The following is a 4939-nucleotide window of genomic DNA, read 5'->3' as shown; positions in this document are numbered from 1 at the left end:
TGATGGAAATGGAAGCCACGCAAGCACCTTAAAATCACCATCATACACTAAATCAGTAAGTTGGCAGCATTACCTGACCCGTTATCTAAAACAGAATTCAATGCATTAATGGAAAGTGAAAAAGGACAGAGCCAAAACTTGTGGAAATTTGCCGTTTACTCCGGGCTTCGTCACGGGGAACTGGCAGCTCTGGCGTGGGAGGATGTGGATTTCGAGAAGGGAATTGTGAATGTCAGAAGAAACCTGACGATACTTGATATGTTCGGTCCCCCAAAAACAAATGCCGGGATCCGGACGGTAGCATTACTGCAGCCGGCTCTTGAAGCACTGAAGGAGCAATACAAACTGACCGGGCATCATCGCAAAAGCGAAATCACTTTTTATCATCGGGAGTACGGCAGAACTGAAAAACAAAAACTGCATTTTGTTTTCATGCCCAGGGTGTGTAACGAAAAACAGAAACCTTATTACTCGGTAAGCAGTTTGGGTACAAGATGGAATGCAGCAGTAAAACGTGCTGGTATTCGCCGCCGTAATCCGTACCATACGCGACATACTTTTGCCTGCTGGCTGTTGACGGCAGGAGCGAACCCGGCATTTATAGCCAGCCAGATGGGGCATGAAACTGCGCAAATGGTGTATGAAATTTACGGTATGTGGATTGATGACATGAACGACGAACAGATAGCCATGTTGAATGCGCGGTTATCGTAGTTGCAAAGTTTGCCCCCAATTTGCCCCATTTAGTACCAGAGAACTGAAATAATGCAAGAAAATCAACAAATTACAAAGAAAGAACAATACAACCTGAACAAGTAAGGGCAAAAATCACAACTATCTGACTCATAAGTATTTTATTTATTTTTCAATATGTTAAACATTATCAGCGACAACAATAAGCTACGATAACCCACTCTTTTTTGCCCCATTTTTGCCATCAACAATTTTCCTCATAAAGTCATTTCAAAGCCTAATAGCTGCTCTACTTTTTTCCTCAATATCATGTCGCCAGCAGGAAACAACCTAATCCCTGTTTTAGGCCTCAAAGCTGTTAATGATAATTATTTTCATTTTGTATAGGTTATGCTATAAAACATAGCCGTTGCTATGTTTGTTCTAATTTTGCTCACTATAGGTACTAAATTATGCACTCAATAAAAAAAGTAACCATGCTCTTGGGGTGCCTCGCCCTCACCTGCTCGATCGCATTTCAGGCAAGTGCAACTGAAAAATTCAAGGTCATTACAACATTTACCATCATCGCGGATATGGCCAAAAACGTGGCTGGAGATGCTGCAGAAGTCTCATCCATAACCAAGCCTGGTGCAGAAATTCATGAGTATCAGCCTACCCCTGGCGATATTAAACGTGCGCAGGGGGCACAACTGATTCTCGCCAATGGTATGAATCTGGAATTGTGGTTCCAACGCTTTTACCAGCATCTCAATGGGGTTCCAGAAGTAATTGTCTCTTCGGGTGTGACGCCAGTAGGGATCACCGAAGGACCCTATGAGGGCAAACCTAATCCCCATGCATGGATGTCGCCAGATAATGCTCTGATTTACGTCGATAATATTCGTGATGCGTTGATAAAATACGATCCGGCAAATGCACAAACCTACCAACGTAATGCCGATACTTATAAAGCCAAGATTACCCAAACCCTTGCCCCCCTGCGTAAGCAGATTACGGAACTCCCTGAGAATCAGCGATGGATGGTCACCAGTGAAGGGGCTTTTTCTTATCTCGCACGCGATTTGGGGCTAAAAGAGCTTTATCTGTGGCCGATTAATGCCGATCAACAAGGAACACCGCAGCAGGTACGTAAGGTTGTTGATATAGTTAAGAAAAATCATATCCCGGCAGTCTTTAGCGAGAGTACGATTTCCGATAAACCAGCGCGTCAGGTTGCGCGTGAAACCGGCGCACACTACGGCGGTGTGCTCTATGTCGATTCCCTGAGCACAGAAAACGGCCCGGTACCTACGTATATCGACCTTCTTAAGGTTACTACCAGTACGCTGGTACAGGGAATTAAAGCCGGGAAAAGGGAGAAATAATGATGCAATCTGCAGGCATTGTCGTTAATGATGTTACTGTCACCTGGCGTAACGGGCACACAGCACTGCGCGATGCATCCTTCACAGTACCAAGTGGATCTATTGCCGCTCTGGTTGGGGTAAACGGTTCCGGAAAATCGACGTTGTTTAAAGCGATTATGGGATTTGTGCGTCTGACCAGCGGAAAGATATCTGTTCTGGGTATTCCCACGCGACAGGCGCTACAGAAAAACCTGGTTGCCTACGTCCCTCAGTCAGAAGAGGTTGACTGGTCATTTCCTGTACTGGTGGAAGATGTGGTGATGATGGGCCGCTATGGGCATATGGGTATGTTGCGTATAGCCAAAAAGAGGGATCGTCAGATTGTCACCGATGCGCTGGAACGTGTCGATATGGTGGATTTTCGCCATCGTCAAATCGGCGAGCTTTCCGGTGGACAAAAGAAACGCGTCTTTCTGGCGAGAGCAATTGCACAGCAGGGTGATGTGATCCTGCTGGATGAACCTTTTACCGGCGTTGATGTGAAAACCGAAGCGAAAATCATCAGCCTGTTGAGGGAGTTACGCGCGGAAGGCAAAACGATGCTTGTCTCAACGCACAATCTCGGCTCAGTCACGACATTTTGCGATTATACGGTCATGGTCAAAGGCACCGTCCTGGCAAGCGGGCCGACAGACACCACTTTTACAGCCGAGAACCTGGAGCTGGCTTTTAGCGGCGTACTGCGCCATGTCACACTTAACGGCTCGGAAGAAAGCATTATTACTGACGATGAACGCCCTTTTGTGGCACATCGACCGTCAGCGGTGCAGAGGGAAGCAAGATGAACGTGCTACTGGAACCCTTCAGCTATGAATATATGCTCAATGCGATGTGGGTCTCGGCAATGGTCGGCGGTCTCTGCGCTTTCCTGTCATGCTATCTGATGCTAAAAGGCTGGTCGCTGATTGGCGATGCGCTGTCGCACTCTATTGTCCCGGGTGTTGCGGGGGCATATATGCTGGGGCTTCCGTTTTCTCTGGGAGCCTTCTTTTCCGGCGGACTGGCAGCGGGCAGCATGCTGTTTCTTAACCAACGCACCCGCTTAAAAGAAGATGCCATCATCGGCCTGATCTTCTCGTCCTTTTTTGGCCTGGGGCTGTTTATGGTGTCATTGAACCCGACATCCGTGAACATTCAGACCATCGTCCTGGGCAATATTCTGGCAATCGATCCGGCGGATATCCTGCAACTCACTATCATTGGCATTCTCTCGATCATCGTGCTTTTTTTCAAATGGAAAGATCTTATGGTGACCTTTTTCGACGAGAATCACGCCCGTGCTATTGGATTACATCCGGGCAGATTAAAAATCCTCTTCTTCACCCTGCTGTCGGTTTCGACCGTTGCGGCGCTGCAAACGGTTGGTGCCTTTCTGGTGATCTGTCTGGTGGTGACTCCCGGTGCAACAGCATGGTTGTTAACCGATCGTTTTCCCCGCCTGCTCATAATTGCTGTAACTATTGGCAGTGTAACCAGTTTCCTCGGCGCGTGGGTCAGTTACTTTCTGGACGGCGCGACAGGTGGAATCATCGTGGTGGCGCAGACACTGCTGTTTCTTTTAGCATTTGTATTTGCGCCCACCCATGGACTTTTGGCAAATCGTCGGCGTGCGCATAAAGCGCTGGAGGATCGCTCATGATGGCATTATTACTGGAGCCACTGCAGTTCACCTTTATGAGTCACGCACTGCTGATTTCACTGGTAGTTTCCATACCCTGTGCGCTGCTGTCGGTCTTTCTGGTCCTGAAAGGTTGGGCACTGATGGGTGACGCGATGAGTCATGCGGTTTTTCCTGGCATCGTGCTTACCTGGATTCTGGGGTTACCTCTGGCTACAGGGGCATTCGTCGCCGGAGTATTCTGCGCGGTGGCGACGGGATACCTGAAAGACAACAGCCGAATCAAGCAAGATACAGTTATGGGGATTGTTTTTTCTGGCATGTTTGCCGCAGGTCTGATCTTGTATATTGCAATTAAACCAGACGTACATCTTGACCATATTCTTTTCGGCGACATGCTCGGGATAACCATCGGCGACATAATCCAGACGGTGATTATTGCCGGGCTGGTTACACTTGTTATTAGCGTAAAATGGCGGGATTTTTTGCTGTTCAGCTTTGATTATCAACAGGCGCAGGTAAGCGGTTTGCATACGAGATGGCTGCATTATGGGCTGCTGTGCATGGTTTCCCTGACCATTGTGGCGACGCTGAAAGCAGTAGGTATCATTCTCTCTATTTCTCTGCTCATTGCGCCTGGCGCCATTGCAGTACTCCTGACACAACGCTTTCATATTGCGCTCCTACTGGCGACTGGCATATCGGTAATAGTGTCAATGACTGGTGTCTGGCTGTCCTTTTTTATCGACAGCGCACCAGCTCCGACGATTGTCGTCTTATTCGCGGTCGTGTTCATCATGACGTTTACCGTTACCAGCATCAACGCACGCACAAAGGGAAACGCCCATACACAGGATCTGTTATCACCCAATTAGCACAACATCCGAGGACAGCATCGTCCGCCAGCCTACAGAAGTCCGGAAAGCCATGGAAGGTCGTTGGGAGGAGGTACGAATTCTATCATGCAAAAAATACGTAAAATCGATAACGCCTAGAAATCATTCAATACTCGCACTATCGAAAGTTTACCAGCCAACCGCGGCACGTTCCTGCATACGACGTGCCGCAGCTTCTGTTATTCCACGATAAAATTCCTAACCGAATTCAAATCCTTCAGACTATTCAGCTCTTCCTTCAGCTCCCGCTGACGGCGATAAATCTCATCGTTGCGATCGACCTGCGCCTGCACCATTGCTGCCGCCAGTTCTTCCAGTTCCGG

At 48.1% G+C, this 4939-nt stretch carries 5 protein-coding genes and 1 pseudogene; 5 read left to right on the top strand and 1 reads right to left on the bottom strand.

The window, feature by feature from the left end; translation table 11 throughout:
* Nucleotides 1-72: 72 nt before the first annotated feature.
* The 5 genes and pseudogenes from ABZJ92_RS20655 to sitD form a co-directional block, all read left to right on the top strand.
* Nucleotides 73-714, top strand: a pseudogene (locus ABZJ92_RS20655) (site-specific integrase); the annotation flags it as partial.
* Nucleotides 715-1145: 431 nt separating this feature from the next.
* Nucleotides 1146-2060, top strand: a complete 915-nt coding sequence (gene sitA / locus ABZJ92_RS20650) for an iron/manganese ABC transporter substrate-binding protein SitA (protein ID WP_000555620.1) — start codon at nt 1146-1148, stop codon at nt 2058-2060.
* Nucleotides 2060-2887, top strand: a complete 828-nt coding sequence (gene sitB / locus ABZJ92_RS20645) for an iron/manganese ABC transporter ATP-binding protein SitB (RefSeq protein ID WP_000983722.1) — start codon at nt 2060-2062, stop codon at nt 2885-2887. The genes sitA and sitB overlap by 1 nt, the downstream gene beginning before the upstream one ends.
* Complete coding sequence (gene sitC / locus ABZJ92_RS20640) at nt 2884-3741, top strand: iron/manganese ABC transporter permease subunit SitC (RefSeq protein WP_001101728.1); 858 nt, start codon at nt 2884-2886, stop codon at nt 3739-3741. Before sitB ends, sitC begins: the two co-directional genes overlap by 4 nt.
* Nucleotides 3738-4595, top strand: coding sequence for an iron/manganese ABC transporter permease subunit SitD (gene sitD / locus ABZJ92_RS20635; RefSeq protein WP_000968134.1), 858 nt, complete (start codon nt 3738-3740; stop codon nt 4593-4595). Before sitC ends, sitD begins: the two co-directional genes overlap by 4 nt.
* Before the next feature lie 200 nt (nt 4596-4795).
* Here the strand turns inward: sitD and ABZJ92_RS20630 are convergent.
* Nucleotides 4796-4939: DUF4376 domain-containing protein (locus tag ABZJ92_RS20630; RefSeq protein WP_166426882.1), on the bottom strand; the 144-nt coding region annotated here is incomplete at its 5' end.

Origin of the sequence: Shigella sp. FJ200513 (assembly GCF_040495915.1) — a bacterium.
GTDB lineage: Bacteria > Pseudomonadota > Gammaproteobacteria > Enterobacterales > Enterobacteriaceae > ECMA0423.
Note: the sequence above shows the minus strand (reverse complement) of the source record. Positions and strands in the feature narration are given on the sequence as shown.